Genomic DNA, 17,278 nt, shown 5'->3' on the forward strand with positions numbered 1-17,278 from the left:
CGTGCGCGTCAGCCGCCGCGGATCTCGATGCGCCGCGTTTTCGCGCGCGCGGCTTTCGGCAGCTCGATGCGGAGCACGCCGTTGCGGTAAGTTGCCTTCGCGCCATCGGCCTCGACCGGCGACGGCAGCGGGATCGCGCGGTGGAAGCTGCCGTAGGCGCACTGGCGCACGCGGTAGCGGCCTGCGGTCGCTTCGTGCTCGTAGCGCTTTTCGCCACGCACGACGAGCTTGTCGTCGTCCTCGAAAACGTCGCCGGCGAGCAGCGCCCACGTTGCGGCCGGGAACTGGGCCGATTCCGGCGCGCGCGCGTCGGCGGCGGACGCCGCCTTTTCCGGACCGAAATGCGTCAACGCGCCGGCAGCGCGCTCGCGCAGCTGTCGCCATCCGTCGGCGACCGAGTGCCATGCCTCCTCGAGACCGTGCTTGAACTCGGCCATCCTGTTCATCGTGACACCTCCTGTCGATCGTCGTGGTCGGCGCTCAAGCGATCTTGACCTCGATCTTGCGCGGTTGGGCGTGCGCGTGCTTCGGGATGCGCAGCGTCAGCACGCCGTCCTTGAACTGCGCCTCGACCTTGTCCGTATCGAGCTCCGAACTCAGCGTGAAGGCGCGGCGGTAGCGCGGCAGGCGCAGCTCGGCATAGACCGCTTCCATGTTCGCGGGCGTCTCGGGCGAAATCTCGCCTTCGAGCTGCAAGGTGTCGCCTTCGACGCGCAGCGTCAGCTTGTCCTTCGCGACACCGGGCAGATCGGCGAGCAGCGTGATGCCCGCGCCGTCCTCGAAGACATCGACGCGCGGCAGCAGCGCGGGTGTGTCGCTCTGGCGTTCCGCTTTCGTTACTTCCTGCTTGTCGTTCATCGCAATATCCTCCGTCCGTTTGACCGCTTACTTGATCTCGACGCGCTTCGGCTGCGCCGATTCGCGCCGCGAAACCGAGATGTGCAGCACGCCGTCGCGATAGTTCGCGGTGACGCGGTCCGGGTCGATATCTTCGGGCAGGCTCACGGTGCGCCGGAAGCGTCCGGAGAAGCGCTCGGATGCGTACACCGCCTGGCGCTCGTCGCCCGAAGGCAGCGCGCCCTGACGCTCGCCCGACAGCGTCATCACGCCGCGGTCGATCTGCACGTCGAGCTTCGCCGGGTCGAGGCCGGGCGCGAACGCGTAGATCTCGACCGACGCCGGCGTGCTGCCGACGTTGATCGCCGGGAACGCGCCGCTCGCGACCGCACGAATGCTGCTCGGCTGGCCGACCGTGCCGAACGCCTGCTGCAATTCGCGCTGCAGGCGGTCGAAATCGGCGAACAGCCCGCCAGGGAAGTTCAGAAGCGACTCATACATGGCAACCTCCTTGATCCATCCAGGTTCAACTTGCCGCGGACTTGGCGATCCGCCGCAACCAGGCGACGCGCCCGCGGCCCCGCACTCCCCATATATGTTCGGGGCGACGGAGTTCAAGAGCCTTTTCAAGCCGTGCCGTCACCCCTATCTTGTAGTCAATATGCGGGGCGATTGCCACGCAAAATGAACCGGGAGATCCGAACGCATGGAATTCAGGGACTACTATCAGGTTCTCGGCGTCGGGCGCGACGCGTCGGCGGACGAGATCAAGCGCGCGTACCGCAAGCTCGCGCGCAAGTACCACCCGGACGTCAGCAAGGCGGCCGACGCCGAGCTGCGCATGAAGGAGGTCAACGAGGCGAACGCGGTGCTGTCCGATCCGGAAAAGCGCGCAGCGTACGACCAGCTCGGCCGCGGCTTCCGCGCCGGTCAGGATTTCCGGCCGCCGCCGGACTGGGATGCCGGCTTCGAGTTCACGCGCGGCGGCGACGCGGGCGACTTCAGCGATTTCTTCTCGACGCTGTTCGGTCAGATGGGGCAAGGCGGCCGCGGCGCGCAGTTCCACTCGCGCGGCTTTCACGCGCGCGGCGAGGACCATCACGCGAAGGTGGTCATCGACCTCGATGACGCGTTCCATGGCGCGACGCGCGAGATCCGGCTGCGGGCGCCGGAACTCGACCCGCACGGCCATGTGACGACGCGAGAGCGCACGCTGCAGGTGCGCATCCCGAAAGGGGTGCGTGACGGACAGCAGATCCGGCTCGCCGGACAGGGACGGGCCGGTGCCGGAGGCGGCCCGGCGGGCGACCTGTTCCTCGAAGTCCGTTTTCGCCCGCACCCGCGCTACCGCGTCGACGGCCGGGACGTCTTCGAGACGGTGCCGGTCGCGCCGTGGGAAGCAGCGCTCGGCGCCTCCGTGGATGTGCCGACGCCCTCCGGCACGGTTTCGGTGCGGATTCCACCGGGCTCGCAGAACGGTCGCAAGCTGCGGCTGAAGGGACGCGGCATCCCGGGGGCCGAGCCGGGTGATCTGTACCTCGTCCTCGACATCGTGCTGCCGCCGGCCGACACCGAGGCGGCGCGGCAGTTCTACGAGCGGATGGCGCGCGAGCTCGCGTTCAACCCGCGCCAAGGTCTGGGAACCTGAGCGACGCGCCGGCGCGACGCGGGAGCGCGCGGAGCGGGTAACATGACGCCCTGATCCGCCACGCTCCGTGCCGATGCTCTCGCTCGCCTTCTCGAACCGCTACGAAGTGCTCCTCGAAACGCTGCTCGCGCACCTCGCGATCGAGCAGCCGGGCCCGTTCGGCGCGCGCGAGATCGTCGTGCCGAGCGCGGCACTGCGCCGCAGCGTCGAGCTCGCGGTCGCGCGGCGCGAAGGCGTTGCGGCGAACCTGCGCTTCGCATACCTCGCGCAATGGCTGTGGAGCCAGATCGACAAAGTCGTCCCGGTCGGGGAACAGTCCCCGTTCGCGCCGGCGCTGCTCAGGTGGCGGATTTTCGAGCAGTTCCACGACGCGGCCTGGACCGGCGCGCACGCGCGCCTCGCGCGTTACCTCGGGGCAGCCGACGCGACGATGCGCTTCGAGCTCGCCGAGCGCGTCGCGCGTGTCTTCGATCACTACCTCACGTACCGCCCGCGCTGGCTCGCCGAATGGTCGGGAGGGCGGACGGTTAGCGGCCTGCCCGACGACGCCCGCGCCGATGAAGCCTGGCAAGCCGGGCTGTGGCGCCGGCTGACGGCGGAACTGGGGACGCGCAGCGAGCACCCGGCGGAAACTTTTTTCCGCGTCATCGCCGCAGCCGGCGATGCGTTGCCCGGCCTCCTGCCGGAGTCGGTGCACGTGTTCTGCCTGCCGGCGATGCCGCCGCTGTACCGCGACGTGCTGCGCGAACTGTCGCAGCGGGTCGACGTGCGCCTGTACGTGCTCAATCCGTGCCGCGAATACTGGTTCGAGATCGTCGAACCGCGCCGCCTCGCGTGGCTCGCGGGCCGGCAGCAGGATCTCTATTTCGAATCCGGCAACCGGCTGCTCGCCGCGTGGGGGCGCCAGACGCAGGCGCACATCGACCTGCTGTTCGAAGGCGAAGGTGCGCCGGAAATCGAGAGCAGCCTGTTCGTTGCGGCCGGCGGCGCGAGCCTGCTCGCACAGCTGCACGACGCGGTGCTCGACCTCGTCGACCTCGCGCCGGGCAGCATTGCGCTCGCCGACGACGACCGCAGCGTCGAGGTGCACGTGTGCCATTCGATTACGCGCGAACTCGAAGTGCTGCACGATAGGCTGCTCGCGCTGTTCGCCGCGCCGCACCCGCCGCGGCCCGACGAGATTCTCGTCGTTACGCCCGATCTCGACGCCGCGGCACCGCTGATCGAAGCGGTATTCGGCACCGCGCCGGCGTCGCGTCGCATTCCCTGGACGATCACCGGCCTCGGCCAGACGCGCGTCAACCCGGTCGCGCGCGTGCTCGACGCGGCGCTCGCGCTCGCCGCGAGCCGCTTCCCGGCGAGCCGCGTGTTCGACCTGCTGCAGCAGCCGCCGGTCGCGCGCCGTTTCGGCCTCGACGGCGCGGACCTGGAGCAGGTGCACGAATGGCTGCGCGCGGCCGGTGTGCGCTGGGGGCTCGACGGCGCCCATCGCCGCCGGCTCGATCTGCCGGGCGTGGACCGCCACAGCTTCGCCGAAGGCCTGCACCGGCTGTTTCTCGCGTATGCGCTCGGGGATGGAGACGCAAGCACGGACGAGGACGGCGATGGCAGTGGCCCGGCGCTGTTCGGCGGGCGTCTCGGGCCGGCAATCCCGAAGGCGGCGACGCGCTCGCATTGGGGCGCTTGTGGCGCTACGTCGAGACGCTGCAGTGGCTCGAGGCGGCCACGCGCCGCCCGCAAGACGCCGACGGCTGGCGCGCGCTGCTCGTCGAACTGCTCGACCGCCTGGTCCCGCCCGACGCCGAGTGGGCCGACGACCGGCGCGCCGTGCTCGCGGCGAGCGCCGAGCTGCACGCGAACATGATCGCCGGCGGGCTGCGCAGCGCGGTGCCGCTCGCGCTCGTGCATGACGCGCTCACCGCGCTGCTCGACGATCCGGCGCGTGGCGGCGTGCCCGGCGGCGCGGTGACGTTCGCGGCGATGACGAGCCTGCGCAGCCTGCCGTACCGCGTCGTGTGCGCGATCGGCCTCGACGACGGGGCGTTCCCCGGCGCCGAGCGGCCGGTGGAGTTCGACCTGATGGCGAGGCACGGCGCGCGCGGCGACCGCCAGCGCCGCGACGACGAGCGCAACCTGTTCCTTGATCTGCTGCTTGCCGCACGCGACTGCGTGCATCTGTCGTACGCGGGCCGCAGCGTGCGTGACAACAGCGAAAAACCGCCGTCGGTGCTGGTCGACGAGCTGCTCGACTACGCCGCGCGCGCGTGCGCCGCCGATCCGCTCGATCCGGCGTCGCTTGCCGCCGCGCGGCGCCGGCTGACGGTCGTCCATCCGCTGCAGGCGTTCTCGCGCAGCTACTTTCTCGCCGACCCGGAGCGCGACCCGCGGCTCGCGAGCTTCAACGCCGAATACTGCGACGCGCTGCGCGCCCGCCTGCAGGCGGCCGCGCGCGCGCTGCCCGCTGCGCGCGCCGTCTCTCGTGACGACGAGCACGACGAGCGCGAAGAGGAAGAGGGCTGCGCATCCGGCGTGCCCGGCGAAGCGCCGTTCTTCGCCGCACCCTTGCCGCCGCCATCCGACGAGTGGCGAACGGTCGGGCTCGATCGGCTGATCCGCTTCTTTCGCAATCCGGCCCGCTTCCTGCTGCGCGAACGGCTCGGCGTGACGGTGCCCGAAGGCGACGAGGAGCTCCTCGACGACGAAGCGTTCCTGCCGGCGTGGCGCGAGCGCCAGGCGCTTGCCGAGCGGCTGCTGCCGGCGCTGCTGGCGGGGCGCGATCCGGCAGCGGTGCGCGAGCTCGCGCCTGCCGGCGGCGAGTTTCCGGCCGGGCCGCTCGGCGAGCGGCTGCTCGAGCGCGAGCTCGACGTCCTCCGGACCTATGCGGATGGCCTGCGTGCCGCGCTCGCGCCCGACCCGCTGCCGCCGCTGCACGCGCAGCTCGAGTTCGACCTCGGCGGCGAACGCTGGACGCTCGACGCTGCATTCGGCGATCTGGGTCCGGCTGGCCTCGTGCGCCACCGCTACGACGCCGCGCGCGCGAACGACTATGTCGCCGGCTGGATCGCGCATCTCGCGCTGTGCGCAGCCGCGCCCGGCGCTCGCGAGCTCGGCACCGAATGGCATTCGCGCGACGGCGTCTATCGGCTGCGGCACTGCGACGACGCGCGCGGACAGCTCGCGGCGCTCGTCGCGCTGTATCGCGAAGGCCTGATGCGGCCGCTGCCGTTCTTTCCGAAATCGGCGTGGGCGTGGATCGTCAATGACCGCAGCCGCTACAAGGCGGAGCAGAAATGGCGCGGCGGCGCGCGGCCCGAGTTCAGCGAATGCCGCGACGCGGCGATCCGGCTCGCGTTCCGCGGGCTGCCCGACCCGCTCGACGACGCATTCTACGACCACGCCGCGACAGTGCTGCAGCCGCTCGTCGCGCATCTCGACGACCCGAGGCTGTGACATGACGATGCCCGCGCCCGGCTCTTGCGCCGCCGACGAGCTCGACGTCTTCGGCTGCCCGCTCGACGGCATCCGCCTGATCGAAGCGTCGGCCGGCACCGGCAAGACGTGGAACATCTGCGGCCTGTTCCTGCGCCTGCTCGTCGAGCGCGAGTTGCCGGTCGACGCGATCCTCGTCGTCACGTTCACGCGCGCCGCGACCGCCGAACTGAAAAGCCGCGTGCGCGAGCGCATCGCCGGCACGCTCGCGTATCTCGACGGCGCCGCCGGCGGCGGCGACCCGTTCGTCGCGCAGCTCGTCGCCGCGCTCGAAGCGCGCGCGATCGCGCGCGCGCAGATCCGCGAGCGGCTCGACCTGGCGCTGCAGACGTTCGATGAAGCGGCGATTTTCACGATCCACGGTTACTGCCAACGCGCGCTCGCCGACACGCCGTTCGCCGCCGCGCTGCCGTTCGCGCTCGAGCTCGCCGAAGACGACCTCGAGCTGCGCCTGGAGGCGACGCGCGACTTCTGGCGCCGCGAAATCGCCAGCGACGACTGCCCGGCCGAACTCGGCGAACTGCTGATCGCGCGCGGCGACAGTCCGGAGCGCTGGGCCGCGCTGCTCGGGCGCTATCTCGCCCGCCCCCTCGCGCAAAAGCGCTGGCCCGACGCGGGCGGCGCGGTGAAACCCGATCTGTCCGCGGTCCAGGCGGCGTTCGCCGACGCGTGCGCGCTGTGGAACGGCGACGGGCGCGACGCCCATGACGCTCTGCTCGCCGGCCTGCCGCAGCTGAACGCGACGAGCTACAAAGCCGACGGCGTCGCGCTGGCGGCGAAGAGCTGGACGAGCTGGCTCGCCGGCGGGGATCCGCTCGCGCCGCTCGACGTGCAGGACGGCAAGTTCGCGCTGTTTTCGGCGACGCGCATCGATGAATGCGTGAAGAAGCACTGCAGCGCGCCGCAGCACCCTTTCTTCGACGCTGCGGTACGCGTGCTCGCGCTGCGCGACGAAGTCATCGCGGCGCTCGACGCCGCGCGCCTCGCGCTGCTGCGCCGCTTTCTCGAAACGGGCGCGGCGCGGCTGCGCGCGACCAAGCGCGAGCGCCGGCGCATCGCGTTCGACGACATCCTGTTCAACGCCCATGAAGCGCTCGCCGGCGCCGACAATCCGTGGCTCGCGGCGGCGCTGCACCAGCGCTACCCGGTCGCGCTGATCGACGAATTCCAGGACACCGATCCGCTGCAGTTTGAGATTTTCCGCAGCATCTACGCCACCGGCGGACGGCACGGCGGGCTCTTCCTCGTCGGTGATCCGAAGCAGGCGATCTACAGCTTCCGCAACGCCGACCTGCACACTTATCTGCACGCCCGCAGCGCTGCCGACTCGCGCTACACGCTGAGCCACAACCAGCGTTCGCTCGGCGGCCTGATCGGCGCGTGCAACGCGCTGTTCACGGCGAACCCCGCAGCGTTCGTGCTCGACGGGCTCGCGTACGAGCCGGTCAGCGAAGGCGCGAAACCGCGTCAGCGGTTCGTCGACCTGTCGGCCGCAGCGGATGCGGCGTCGCTGCGCGTGTGGTGGATCGCGCCGGATGCGGACGGCGTGCTGCCGCTGCGCGCCGCAGTCGTCGCAAGCGCGGCGGCAGCGACTGCGGCGGAGATCGTCCGGCTCATCGCTGAAGGCGCCGCCGGGAACATCACGATCGGCGGACGTGCGCTCGCGCCGGGCGACATCGCGGTGCTGGTCAAGAGCCACAGCCAGGGCGCACGGATGCGCGAAGCGCTCACCGCGCTCGGCGTCGGCAGCGTCGAGCTGTCGCAGCAGAGCGTTTTCCACAGCCCGGACGCCGAGGAGCTCGAGCGCGTGCTGCTCGCGATCGCCGAGCCGGCGCACCTGCCGCTGCTGTCGGCGGCGCTCGCGACCGCGCTGATGGGCCGCGACGCCGCCGCACTCGACGCGCTCGTCGCCGACGAAGCCGAGCTGCTGCGCGTGATCGCCCGTTTTGCCGAGCTGCGCGAAGTGTGGCTCGCGCGCGGCCTCGGCGTGATGCTGCGGCGCTGGATCGTGCAGGAGGGCGTCAACGTGCGCCTGCTCGCGCGCGACGATGGCGAGCGGCGGCTGACGAACCTGCTGCATCTGGCCGAATGCCTGCATGCGGTGGCCGCCGAACACCCGTCGCCGGACGCGCTGCTGCGCTGGTTCGCGAGCCGGCGGCGCGAAGCGCAGGTCAGCGAGGCGACACAGGTGCGGCTCGAATCCGACCGCAACCTCGTGCAGATCGTGACGATCCACCGCTCGAAAGGGCTCGAATACGGCGTCGTGTTCTGCCCTTTCCTGTGGGACGGCTTCCCGGGCCGCGGCGATGACGGCGAAGGCTGCGTGTATCACGACGCGCAAGGTGGGCTGCTGCTCGACTTTCGCCCCGCCGCGCGCGACGACGAGGATGTCAAGGCGCTGATGCGCCGCGAGCGCGACGCCGAGTTCCTGCGCCTCGTCTATGTCGCGATGACGCGCGCCGTGTACCGCTGCTATCTCGTCGCCGGCTGCTACCTGAAGAAGAACGGCAAGACGGCGTCGCCGACCGAGAGCACACGCAGCCTGCTGAACTGGCTCGTCGCCGGCGCCGGCTCAAGCCACGCGGAGTGGCTCCGGCACAAGCTGACGACGGACGACATCGAGGCGGCGTGGGCGCGGCTGCTCGAGCGTGCCGAACCCGATCTGGCGATCGTCAACCTGCCGACCGGCGGCGGCGCGCGGCTCGCGAATCTCGAACCTAATGCCGACGCACTGCATGTGCTGCCGCCGCCGGCCCGCCTGCCGTCGGCGTGGCGAATCGGCAGTTTCAGCGCGATGAGCCACGGCGCAGGCACTGAGGCGGCGGCGCAGGACCACGACGCGTGGGTCGATCGCGGCGAACTGCGCGCCGACGGCGACGGAAAACGCGCGCCGGCGCCGCTCGCCGATGACGACATCCTGTGCTTTCCGCGCGGCCCTGCGGCCGGCGACTGCATCCACGCGGTGTTCGAACGGCTCGATTTCTGCGCTGCGGCGAGCCGCGCGCCGGCGATCGCGGCGGCGCTCGCCGGGCATCCGCAGCGCGGTGCCGAGGCCGTGCTCGCGCGCATGCTCGAGCGCCTCGTCGATGACGTGCTCGCGACGCCGCTGCCCGGCGGCATCGTGCTCGGCCGCATCCCGCGCAGCCGCAAGCTCGTCGAACTCGGTTTCCACCTGCCGGCGCCGCGGCTGTCCGCCGAAGCGCTGAACGACTGGCTCGCCCGTGCCGGCTACCCTGTGCCGCGGCTCGCGTTCGGCGCGCTCGCCGGCTACCTGAAAGGTTTCATCGATCTCGTCTTCGAGCATGACGGGCGCTTCTACGTGCTCGACTGGAAATCGAACCACCTCGGCTTCACCGCCGAAGACTACGCGCCGGCGCGCGTCGAAGAGGCGATGCGCACGCACGGCTACCATCTCCAGCACCTGCTCTATGCCGTCGCGCTGCACCGCCATCTCGGGCGCACCGTGCCGGACTACGACTTCGAGCGCCATTTCGGCGGCGTGCTGTATCTTTTCGTGCGCGGCGTTCGGCCCGGCTGGCAGCTCGGCAAGCATCCGGCCGGCGTGTATTTCCATCGCCCGGACGCCGGGACTCTCGCGAGCCTCGACCGCCTGATCGGCGGCGTCCCCGCCGCGGAACCCGTACGATGAACCCTCTCGACCTGCGCCCCGACCAGAGCGCCGACGCCGATCTCGCGCACGGTTTTGCCGCGCATGTCGTGAGCTGGGCGCGCGCCGCCGGCGCACCCGACGCGTGCGTGCCGCGGCTGCGCGCTGCGGCGATGCGCGCGAGCCTCGCGGTCGCCGCCGGGCACGTGTGTGTGCCGCTCGCCGAGCTCGTCGCCGCGGACGAGACGGTCGCCGCGCTGCGCGACGCATTGCTCGCGAGCGGCGTCGTCGGCCGCGCCGGGGCGCCCGAACCGCGGCCGCTGCTGCTCGATGCGGCCGACCGGCTGTACCTGCGCCGCCATTACGACTGGGAACGGCGCCTCGCGACCGCGCTCGTCACGCGTGCCGCAAGCGCGCTGCCGGCGTCGCCGCCGGCCGCGATCGAGCGCCTCGGCGAACTGTTCGCCGCCAACGCTGCGCGGCTCGACGGGCGCGCCGACTGGCAGAAGCTCGCGGTCGCGCTCGCGCTCGAACGGCGCCTGACCGTCATCAGCGGCGGACCCGGCACCGGCAAGACGACGACCGTCGCGGCGCTGCTCGCGTGCCTGCTGAGCAGTGAACCGGAGCTGCGGATCGCGCTCGCCGCGCCGACCGGCAAGGCCGCCGCGCGCATGCTCGACGCGCTGCGCGCGCGCAGCGTGTCGCTGCCGGATGGCGTGCGTGCTCGCTTGCCGCAGACCTCGCACACGTTGCATCGCCTGCTCGGCGTGACGCCGCAGCCGGGGCGCTTTCGCCACCACGCCAGCAACCCACTCGCGCTCGACGTGCTGGTCGTCGATGAGGCGTCGATGCTCGATCTCGCGCTCGCGACGCGCCTCGTCGACGCGCTGCCGCCGCACGCGCGGCTGATCCTGCTCGGCGACAAGGACCAGCTCGCCGCGGTCGAGGCCGGCGCAGTGTTCGCCGAGCTGTGCGCCGACCCGTCGCTCGATGCGTCCTGCGTCGCGCGGCTCGCGGCGCTGACCGGCACGCCGGCCGCCGCGATCGTGCCGCCCGGGCGGCGTCGCGCGACGCCGCTTGCCGGCAGCGTCGCCTGGTTCTCCGAGAGTCACCGCTTTTCCGCCGACTCCGGCATCGGCCGGCTCGCCGCCGGCATCAACGCCGGCGCCGGCGACGAAGTGCTCGCGTGGCTGCGCGAAGGCGGCGACCCGTCGGTCGAATGGCTCGCCGACGACGCAGACGCGCCGGCCGCTGCGGTGCTGGCACGCCTCGAGCAGGGCTACGCCGGTTATTTCGACGCACTGCGCGCGTACGACGGTGATCCGGCGCGGGTGTTCGCCGCGTTCGACCGTTTTCGCGTGCTGTGCGCAGTGCATTGCGGGCCGCGCGGCACCGACGCGACGAACGAACGGCTCACGCGCCACGCCCGCGCCGCAGTCGCTCAGGGGTCCGGCGTTGCCGCGTCGCCGTGGTATCCGGGGCGGCCGGTGATCGTGCTGAAGAACGATTACCTGCTGCGGCTCTACAACGGCGACATCGGCATCTGCCTGCCGGATGCGCACGGGGAGCTGCGCGTCGTGTTCCCCGACCCCGCCGGCGGCTGGCGCGAGCTCGCGCCGCTGCGCCTGCCCGCCCACGCCACCGCGTTCGCGATGACGGTGCATAAGGCGCAGGGCTCGGAGTTCGCGAAAGTGGTGGTGCTGCTGCCGGCGACGGCGGTGAAAGTGATGACGCGCGAACTGCTGTACACCGGCGTCACGCGCGCGGCGCGCGAAGTCGTGCTCGCCGGGCCGGAAGCGGTGCTGCTCGCCGCGTGCGGCACGCCGACAGTGCGCGAAAGCGGCCTGATCGACCGCATGGTCGAAGCGGGCGACGCACTTCGGCTCCCGCCGGGAGGTTCGCGATGATTGGCCGGCTGCGCCGTCTCGTCGCGCTCGCGCTGCTTGCGCTCGTTTTGCCGGCCGATGCCGGCGAAGTGCGCGTTGCGGTGGCGTCGAACTTCGCCACGCCGATGCAGCAGATCGCCGCGGCGTTCGAGCGCGATACCGGTCACAAGGCGCTGCTCGCGTTCGGCGCGACCGGAAAGTTCTACGCGCAGATCAGGAACGGCGCGCCGTTCGACGTCTTCCTCGCCGCGGACGCGAAGGCGCCGGCGAAGCTCGAAGAGGAAGGGCTGGCGTTGCGCGGCAGCCGTTTCACGTACGGCATCGGCCGGCTCGTGCTGTGGTCGGCGCAGCCCGGTTTCGTCGATGCGCACGGCGAGGCGCTCAAGCGCGGCGACTTCCGTCATCTCGCCATCGCGAGCCCGAAAACGGCGCCGTATGGCGCGGCCGCCCTCGAAGTGCTGAACCGGTTCGGTCTCGCCGACGTGCTGCGCGAAAAGCTCGTGACCGGCGAGAACATCGCACAGGCTTACCAGTTCGTCGCGAGCGGCAATGCCGAACTGGGTTTCGTCGCGCTGTCGCAGGTGAGCGCCGATGGCACGATCGTTCGCGGCTCGGCGTGGGTCGTGCCGGCGCAGCTTCACGCGCCGATCCGCCAGGACGGCGTGATCCTCGCCCGCGCCCGGGACAATCCCGCTGCATGCGCGCTGCGTGAATACCTCGCAGGCGACGAAGCCGCCGCGATCATGCGCGCGCATGGATACGACCGCTAAATGGCGCTCGATCCGGCCGGCCTCGCCGCGATCCGCCTGACGCTGGAACTCGCCGCAGTGACGACGGCAGTGCTGCTCGTCGTCGGCACGCCGGTCGCGTGGTGGCTCGCGCGCACCCGCTCGCGCTGGAAAGCCGTCGTCGGCGCGGTCGTCGCGCTGCCGCTGGTGCTGCCGCCGACGGTGATCGGCTTCTATCTGCTGGTCGCGCTCGGTCCGCATGGTCCGGTCGGCCAGCTCACGCAGGCGCTCGGGCTCGGCCTGTTGCCGTTCACGTTCGCCGGGCTCGTCGTCGGCTCGGTGTTCTACTCGCTGCCGTTCGTCGTGCAGCCGCTGCAGAATGCGTTCGAGGCGATCGGCGAGCGCCCGCTCGAAGTCGCAGCGACGTTGCGCGCCGGCGCGATCGACACGTTCTTCAGCGTCGTGCTGCCGCTCGCGCGGCCCGGCTTCGTCACCGCGACGATCCTCGGCTTCGCGCACACGGTCGGCGAATTCGGCGTCGTGCTGATGATCGGCGGCAACATCCCGGAGAAGACGCGCGTCGTCTCGGTGCAGATCTACGACCACGTCGAAGCGCTCGAGTACGCCGAGGCGCACTGGCTGTCGGCAGGCATGCTGGTGTTCAGCTTCGTCGTGCTGCTCGCGCTGTACGGGCGGAAAAAGGAAGTGCTGCGGTGAGCGGCGCGGCGCCCTTCGCTCCCGGCAGCGCGCGAACCGGCGCGATCGCCGGCGACGACACCGCGATCCGGGCGCGCTTCGGACTCGGCTGGCCGGGTTTCCGGCTCGACGTCGACCTCGCGTTGCCGGGGCGCGGCGTGATCGCGTTGTTCGGCCATTCCGGATCGGGCAAGACGACGCTGCTGCGCTGTCTCGCCGGGCTCGAGCGCGCCGCGCACGGGTATCTCGCGGTGCGCGGCGAGCTGTGGCAGGACGAGTCACGGCGTCTCTTCGTGCCGACATGCCGCCGCCCGCTCGGCTACGTGTTCCAGGAAGCGAGCCTGTTCGCGCACCTGACGGTGCGGCGCAACCTCGAATTCGGCCTGAAGCGCGTGCCGGCCGCGGCGCGGCGCATCCCGCTCGACCAGGCGATCGCGCTGCTCGGCATCGAACCGCTGCTCGCACGCCTGCCCGGGCGCCTGTCCGGCGGCGAGCGCCAGCGCGTCGCGATCGCGCGGGCGCTCGCGACGAGCCCGCGACTCTTGCTGATGGACGAGCCGCTCGCGGCGCTCGACGTCAAGCGAAAGCAGGAAATCCTGCCGTATCTCGAAGGCCTGCACGCCGAGCTCGACATCCCGGTGGTGTACGTCAGCCACGCGCCCGAGGAAGTCGCGCGGCTCGCCGACCACGTCGTGCTGCTCGCCGACGGGCGCGCGCTCGCCGCCGGGCCGATCGGCGAAGTGATGGCGCGCCTCGACCTGCCGTTCGCGCACGACGAGGACGCGTTCGTCGTCATCGACGCGCGCGTCGTCGCGCATGACGAAGCCTATGCGCTGACGCGGCTCGAATTCGCCGGGCTGCCGCTGTGGATCACCGGCCTCGATGCGCCGGTCGCGTCCCGCGTCAGGGCGCGCGTGCTCGCCCGCGACGTCAGCCTCGCGCTGTCCGAGCGCCACGATTCGAGCATCCTCAACGTGCTGCCGGCGCGCGTCGTGTCGCTCGACGAGGCCGATCCCGGGCGCACGCTGGTATGTCTCGACGTGGCCGGCACGGCGCTGCTCGCGCGCATCACGCGCCGTTCGGCCGCGCAGCTCGGCATCGTGCCGGGTCGCGACGTGTATGCGCAGGTCAAGGGCGTCGCGCTGCTGCGCTAGCGAAGTGAAATTAACCGGCTAAACTGTTGCGTTGCTCAACCCGGATCCTCGCCTGCCATGATCGACCTGCGTATCGTCCCCGTGACCCCTTTCGAACAGAACTGCAGCATCCTGTGGTGCGACAAGACGCGCAAGGCCGCGGTCGTCGACCCCGGCGGCGACCTCGAGCGCATCCTCGTGAAAGCGAAGGAGCTCGGCGTCACGATCGAGAAGATCCTCATCACGCACGGCCACATCGACCACGCCGGCGGCACTGCGCAGCTCGCGCGCGAGCTTCAAGTGCCGGTCGAAGGGCCGCACGAAGCGGACCTTTTCTGGATCGCCGGCATCCCTCAACAGGCCAAAACGTTCGGTTTTCCGGGCGCCGAGAGCTTCGAGCCCGAGCGCTGGCTGCACGATGGCGACACGGTGACGGTCGGCGACGAGCGGCTCCGCGTGATCCACGTACCAGGCCACACGCCCGGCCATGTCGCGTTCTTCCATGCCGATGCGCGCCTGGCGATCGTCGGCGACGTGCTGTTTGCCGGCTCGATCGGCCGCACCGATTTCCCCCAGGGCGACCACGCGACGCTGATCCGCTCGATCCGGCACAAACTCTTTCCGCTCGGTGACGACATCACGTTCGTCCCCGGTCACGGGCCGACTTCGACGTTCGGCGAGGAACGCCGCAGCAACCCGTACGTCGGCGACCACGCCTGAAGCCTTGCGGGCGACGCCGTTGCCGACGGCCTCGCCCGTTTCAGCCGCGCTTGAGGGCGTCGCGGATTTCGCGCAGCAGCTTGACTTCTTCGAGCTCCACCGGCGGCGGGGGCGGGGGCGGTTCCGAGCGCTTGAGGCGGTTGATCGCCTTGACGGCGACGAAGATCGCGAACGCGATGATGAGGAAGTCGATCGTCGTGTTGATGAACTGCCCGTATTTCACCAGCGGCGCGCCGGCCTTCTCGGCGGCTTCCATCGTCTCGTAAGTTTGGTCGCCGAGATTGATGTACAAGTGCCGGAAATCGACGCCGCCGAGCAGCCGTCCGATCACCGGCATCACGATGTCCTTGACGAGGGAATCGACGATCTTGCCGAACGCCGCGCCGATGATGACCCCGACGGCCAGATCGATGACGTTGCCGCGCATCGCGAACTCTTTGAACTCACGCATTAAGCTCATTCGGGACACTCTCCTGTCGTTGTCGGCCCCCGAGGGCGCCGCGAAACCGATGCCGGCGCCATCTTAGCGCCTGCCGGTGGCGCTGCACAGCGGCGGCGCGTTCGCAGCGCGATGGGGCAGCGGTGACATGACCCGGGCGATGCGCATGCGCCGCGCGACGGTTTTCTTCGCGCTGGTGCTCGCGCTGGCCGCGATCGTCATCGCCGCTGCCATGTATTTCGGCGGGGAATGGCTGCGGGCCGAGTTCGAACGCCGCCTGCAGGCCCGCGTCGTGCCGGCCGTGCGCGTCGACGGCCCCGTTCGCGTGCGGCTGTGGCCGGCGCCGGCGCTCGTCGTCAACGGCATGCGGGTCGCGGGCGACGGTGAAGCCGACATGCTCGAAATCCGCGCTTTGGCGCTCGAGCTCGATCCGGCGCAGTTGCGGCACGGTCGCGTCGCGCTGTCGGCGCTGACGCTCGAAGGGGGCGACATCGCTTTGCGGCGCGGCGACGAAGGAGACTGGAACTTCGCCGGCTGGCTGCGCCCGGACACGACAGCGGGCGACGGTGCCGGCGTGCCGATCGGCAGGCTCGTGGTCACGAACACGTCGCTTCGCGTCGTCGGCGCTCGCGGCGAGCCGCTCGCCGGCCTGTCGGAACTGCGCCTCACGGCGGGCCCGCTCGCGCCGGGCATGCCGGGCACGTTCGAGCTGCACGCTCGCGCGACGGCGGCTGCCGCGTTCGCGGCGGACGTGCGAATCGCATCGAGCGGAAATTATCGATCCGACGACGGCGCCGCGATCATCGAAAACCTGTCATTCAGCGCCGAGGGCAGTGTGGCGCAGTGGCGCGTCGATCGCGCTGACGTGGACGTCGCGCGGCTGCGCCGGGAACGTGACGGCGCCGTGCGGCTCGGCGACAGCCGGTTCGCGCTTGAACTTGCGGCGGGCGAGAGCACGTTGGCGGTGCAGGGCAGTCTCGCGATGCTGGAGATGCCGGCGGACGGCACCGCCGGCCGCGCAGCGGCCGATGCGGTCCCCCGCGACACGGCGAGCGACGCCACGTTCAACGGCGGCACGGTCGAGCTGCCGCACCCGGGAGGCACGCCGGCGCCGCTGATCGTGTCGTTTTCAGGCGACCTGCGCTTCGATCCGGCGGCGCCGTCCGTCGTCCGCGGCACGCTCGCCGGCAGTTTCGAGCGCAGCCGTTTCGACGGTCGCTGGCACTTCGAGCCGGACGCGGTGCCGCCGCTGAGCGTGACGCTGTCGCTCGACCGGCTCGACCTCGATCGCTATCTGCCGCCGCCGGCCGCCCAGCCCGCACCGGCGGACCTGACGGCGTGGCGCAACTGGCCGGTCGAGGCGGATCTGCGGGTTGACCGGCTGACGCTCGGCGGGCTCGTCAGCGAGAACGCGCGCGTGCGCCTGACCGGCCGCCTGGTGGGGGCGAACCCGACTACAGGCGCGCGCTGAACACTGGCAGGCGCCAGCCGAAGCGCATCGCACCGAGGCGGATTACGAGCACCAGGACGCCGGCGGCGAGCGCCGACACGCCGGGCGTCGCTCCGGAGGCTTTCATCGCGATCAGCAGCAGCGCGCCGGCCCACGACGCGGTCGCATACAGTTCGCCGCTGAACACCAGCGGCACCTCGTTGCACAGCACGTCGCGCACGATGCCGCCGAATACACCGGTGACGACGCCCATCAGGCTCGCGACGAGCCACGGCGTGCCGAGCGCCAGCGCCGCCTGCGTGCCGCTGACGGTAAACAGCGCGAGGCCGACCGCGTCCGGCAGCAGGAAGAGTTTGCCCGGCAGGTGCACGAAGCGCACCAGCGCGAACGCCGCCAGCCCGGCCGTCAAGGCGGTGATCAGGTAGCTCTGATCGGCGATCCAGAACACCGTGCGGTCGAGCAGCAGGTCGCGCAACGAGCCGCCGCCGAGCGCTGCCGCGAGCGCGACGATGACCATGCCGAAAAGGTCGAAGCGCTTGCGCCCGGCTTCGAGTACGCCGGCAGCCGCCTGCGCGGCGACGCCGGCGAGGCCGATGCCATAGACGAGAATATCGATCGGAATCATCGGGCGCGAGAATAGCATCG

Annotated in this window: 14 protein-coding genes and 1 pseudogene; 10 read left to right on the top strand and 5 right to left on the bottom strand. The window is 71.1% G+C overall.

Translation table 11 applies throughout. The features are described from left to right. Window positions 1–8: 8 nt before the first annotated feature. From PA01_08900 to PA01_08910, 3 genes are read right to left on the bottom strand one after another with little or no spacing between them, the layout of a single operon-like run. Window positions 9–446, bottom strand: a complete 438-nt coding sequence (locus PA01_08900; GenBank protein KON81696.1) for an Hsp20/alpha crystallin family protein — start codon at window positions 444–446, stop codon at window positions 9–11. 34 nt (window positions 447–480) lie between these two features. Next, a complete protein-coding gene (locus PA01_08905) occupies window positions 481–858 on the bottom strand; it encodes an Hsp20/alpha crystallin family protein (protein KON81697.1) in 378 nt (125 codons plus the stop codon). A 27-nt stretch (window positions 859–885) separates the two neighbouring features. After that, the gene (locus tag PA01_08910) at window positions 886–1,338 is read right to left on the bottom strand and encodes an Hsp20/alpha crystallin family protein (protein KON81698.1); all 453 of its coding nucleotides are present in this window, start codon (window positions 1,336–1,338) and stop codon (window positions 886–888) included. A 205-nt stretch (window positions 1,339–1,543) separates the two neighbouring features. On the opposite strand from PA01_08910, the gene PA01_08915 reads away from it, so the two are divergent. The 9 genes and pseudogenes from PA01_08915 (at window position 1,544) to PA01_08950 (ending at window position 14,744) form a co-directional block, all read left to right on the top strand. After that, window positions 1,544–2,485, top strand: a complete 942-nt coding sequence (locus tag PA01_08915) for a DnaJ domain-containing protein (protein KON81699.1) — start codon at window positions 1,544–1,546, stop codon at window positions 2,483–2,485. A gap of 73 nt (window positions 2,486–2,558) precedes the next feature. Then, window positions 2,559–4,004 (top strand): annotated as a pseudogene (locus PA01_18770) (exodeoxyribonuclease V subunit gamma). Between the two features lie 155 nt (window positions 4,005–4,159). Then, on the top strand, window positions 4,160–5,935 hold the full coding sequence (locus PA01_18775) for an exodeoxyribonuclease V subunit gamma (GenBank protein KAI5913090.1): 1,776 nt from the start codon (window positions 4,160–4,162) through the stop codon (window positions 5,933–5,935). Window position 5,936: 1 nt separating this feature from the next. Continuing rightward, window positions 5,937–9,623 carry an exodeoxyribonuclease V subunit beta gene (recB, locus tag PA01_08925; GenBank protein ID KON81700.1) on the top strand — a complete coding sequence of 1,229 codons (3,687 nt, stop codon included), beginning with the start codon at window positions 5,937–5,939 and terminating at the stop codon, window positions 9,621–9,623. Beyond that, window positions 9,620–11,488, top strand: a complete 1,869-nt coding sequence (recD, locus tag PA01_08930; GenBank protein KON81701.1) for an exodeoxyribonuclease V subunit alpha — start codon at window positions 9,620–9,622, stop codon at window positions 11,486–11,488. Before recB ends, recD begins: the two co-directional genes overlap by 4 nt. After that, the gene (modA, locus tag PA01_08935; GenBank protein KON81702.1) at window positions 11,485–12,237 is read left to right on the top strand and encodes a molybdate ABC transporter substrate-binding protein; all 753 of its coding nucleotides are present in this window, start codon (window positions 11,485–11,487) and stop codon (window positions 12,235–12,237) included. Before recD ends, modA begins: the two co-directional genes overlap by 4 nt. Continuing rightward, window positions 12,238–12,912 (top strand): molybdate ABC transporter permease subunit, encoded by a 675-nt coding sequence (modB, locus tag PA01_08940; protein ID KON81703.1) that lies wholly within the window; start codon window positions 12,238–12,240, stop codon window positions 12,910–12,912. After that, complete coding sequence (gene modC, locus PA01_08945; GenBank protein KON82407.2) at window positions 12,909–14,045, top strand: molybdenum ABC transporter ATP-binding protein; 1,137 nt, start codon at window positions 12,909–12,911, stop codon at window positions 14,043–14,045. The genes modB and modC overlap by 4 nt, the downstream gene beginning before the upstream one ends. A gap of 57 nt (window positions 14,046–14,102) precedes the next feature. Further along, window positions 14,103–14,744, top strand: coding sequence for an MBL fold metallo-hydrolase (locus PA01_08950; protein KON81704.1), 642 nt, complete (start codon window positions 14,103–14,105; stop codon window positions 14,742–14,744). Window positions 14,745–14,784: 40 nt separating this feature from the next. On the opposite strand, the gene mscL is transcribed toward PA01_08950, so the two are convergent. Next, on the bottom strand, window positions 14,785–15,204 hold the full coding sequence (mscL, locus tag PA01_08955; protein ID KON81705.1) for a large conductance mechanosensitive channel protein MscL: 420 nt from the start codon (window positions 15,202–15,204) through the stop codon (window positions 14,785–14,787). A 127-nt stretch (window positions 15,205–15,331) separates the two neighbouring features. Between mscL and PA01_08960 the strand changes: the two genes are divergently transcribed. Then, a complete protein-coding gene (locus PA01_08960) occupies window positions 15,332–16,654 on the top strand; it encodes a hypothetical protein (protein ID KON81706.2) in 1,323 nt (440 codons plus the stop codon). On the opposite strand, the gene PA01_08965 is transcribed toward PA01_08960, so the two are convergent. Beyond that, the gene (locus tag PA01_08965; GenBank protein KON82408.1) at window positions 16,638–17,258 is read right to left on the bottom strand and encodes a trimeric intracellular cation channel family protein; all 621 of its coding nucleotides are present in this window, start codon (window positions 17,256–17,258) and stop codon (window positions 16,638–16,640) included. The two genes, PA01_08960 and PA01_08965, sit on opposite strands and share 17 nt — an antisense overlap. Window positions 17,259–17,278: the final 20 nt, after the last annotated feature.

Origin of the sequence: Azoarcus sp. PA01 (assembly GCA_001274695.2) — a bacterium.
Taxonomy (GTDB): Bacteria; Pseudomonadota; Gammaproteobacteria; order Burkholderiales; family Rhodocyclaceae; genus Aromatoleum.